The following is a 1,832-nucleotide window of genomic DNA, read 5'->3' as shown; positions in this document are numbered from 1 at the left end:
TTGCCTAAGACTGTAGGCCTATTTTGTTATACCTTTTTTTTAGCTTCGGGGACTCTGTTGTTTTCACAATAACCGTCCCCTGACTCACTTCCTGACATTGGTAGTTGCATTTCCGTTCTCTTTACCACTGCCCTTGCTGGCATTGCCGAAGAAACCGGTGCCGATGGTTCCACCCACAGACCAGGAAGAGGAACTTGTCTTGCTGTCGGTCTGCTGTTTGTTTTGGGCGCCTGCCAGGTTGATGTTTTTCACGGCTTCAATGGTTACGTCTTGGGCGTTGATCTTGGTGCCTGTAAGGTTGACATCGCCTGCGGTGGCTTTGATGTTTACCCTGTCACCAGCGTTAATGTTGGAGATATTGGCGGTTTCGGTATAGGTTGTCTGTTCGAAGGTTGTTTTGCTGCTGCCGATGCTGACGCTGACTAAGTCTTGGATTTGATTTTGTTGCAGGGACAAGAAACCTGCCCCTGTCCCCATCCTCCCTTTCCAATTAGCACACTATTTTAGAAGGTTCAGCTTTCTTCGTAACGCAGCTATTGATTGACCATCTATTTGGGCATTTCCACCTAAATTAGATTCTAACTGATCCAGCGCATATGTTAAAAAACTGAATATAGCCTCTTTAAAATCTCCTTTTGAAACACTACAAACACCTTTTGGCTTTGAAAAATATACTTGGCTCTCTTCCCAAAAACCATTATCCCAAGCTAATTCAATATTATCCTCAATTCGTCTAAAATAGACACTAGCAAGTATTGAACCAGCTCTATTGGAAAACCATGAATGCCTGAATATCCATGAACTTTTGGCTTGATACCACAAATAAAATTCATCGTCTTCTTCAGACTCAAACTTATCACTTTCGCGAATTAGCTCCAGTGAATTTTTCCCATTTACAGGTAATGGGAACGGATCGTACCCCAAAACATATTCTAGATTATTACACAACCATTCTACAATATATATCAAATTCCACTCATACTTACTTAGAACACCATTAATCGTATATTCACAAACATCTTGTCCCATTACCCATAACCTAAAAATACCCCACGATTGTTTTAATACTTTATCCTCCTCAAATGGGCTAGGCATAAACTGATATTCTATTGCAAACTTGTCTACATTACCAAATATCGGCATTAAACACCCTCCCTTAGATGAAATACTGCTATAGGATGATAGTCTTTCATCATCCTATAGCCATACCATTCAAGAATTACTTATTTTTAATCCACTTATTATATTGAGCATTGGAAATTAGCCCATCGTTTTTCATTTGTCTCAAAACATCAGCTGGTACTTCTTCAGCCGGATTCTTAACTTCATAAGCATGCCATCCTCCAACATTATCAGGCTGAAATTTCACTAGTTTCCCATCAGAGACATTATACAATTGCTTAGTCCCATTAGAAGAATATGCAGTATTTAATGATTTTTGTCCTTTTTCCTGGTTATTCCAAAATGGGTCAGCACTTATATCACCTTTAGCCTGGCCTGTATGCTTTCCATCATTAGGAGATAATTTACGTTCAGCATTGCTCGACCACTGACCATTTCCTCCTGTCGTAGAATTACTATTATTTCCAGACTGAGTCGCATTATACTGAGATGGATTCGTTAACGTAGAACCAGATAGCCAGAATTTCCAAGCATCTACAGCAGTTGTTTGTGCTAGTGTGCCATTATAACTTATTGCAAATTCTGTAGAAGATAAGAATGGATTATTTAATCCTCCAAAACTCAGAGCCAAAGGCGTTGCTCGATTACCAACGCTATACCAGTACTTATACGTATTACTTCTGTCGTAGTAATCGTCACCTTGAAGGCCT

General features: G+C 39.7%; 3 protein-coding genes. All 3 read right to left on the bottom strand.

Annotation, left to right across the window (positions count from 1 at the left end):
* Positions 1-84 precede the first annotated feature (84 nt).
* A complete protein-coding gene (locus tag BLR65_RS28790; protein ID WP_093798271.1) occupies positions 85-477 on the bottom strand; it encodes a hemagglutinin repeat-containing protein in 393 nt (130 codons plus the stop codon).
* Positions 478-498: 21 nt separating this feature from the next.
* On the bottom strand, positions 499-1,143 hold the full coding sequence (locus BLR65_RS28785; protein WP_093798269.1) for a hypothetical protein: 645 nt from the start codon (positions 1,141-1,143) through the stop codon (positions 499-501).
* A gap of 76 nt (positions 1,144-1,219) precedes the next feature.
* On the bottom strand, positions 1,220-1,832 hold a 613-nt coding region (locus tag BLR65_RS28780; RefSeq protein WP_218130687.1), incomplete at its 5' end, for a hypothetical protein.

It is taken from the genome of Sporomusa acidovorans, from assembly GCF_900101845.1.
In the GTDB taxonomy this organism is placed as follows: Bacteria; Bacillota; Negativicutes; order Sporomusales; family Sporomusaceae; genus Sporomusa; species Sporomusa acidovorans.
This window is presented reverse-complemented; position numbering and strand designations above follow the sequence as displayed.

Excerpts from the sequence above, each read along its gene's own strand:
- BLR65_RS28790 (WP_093798271.1), bottom strand. The coding sequence starts at position 477 with ATGGGGACAGGGGCAGGTTTCTTGTCCCTGCAACAAAATCAAATCCAA.
- BLR65_RS28785 (WP_093798269.1), bottom strand. The coding sequence starts at position 1,143 with ATGCCGATATTTGGTAATGTAGACAAGTTTGCAATAGAATATCAGTTT.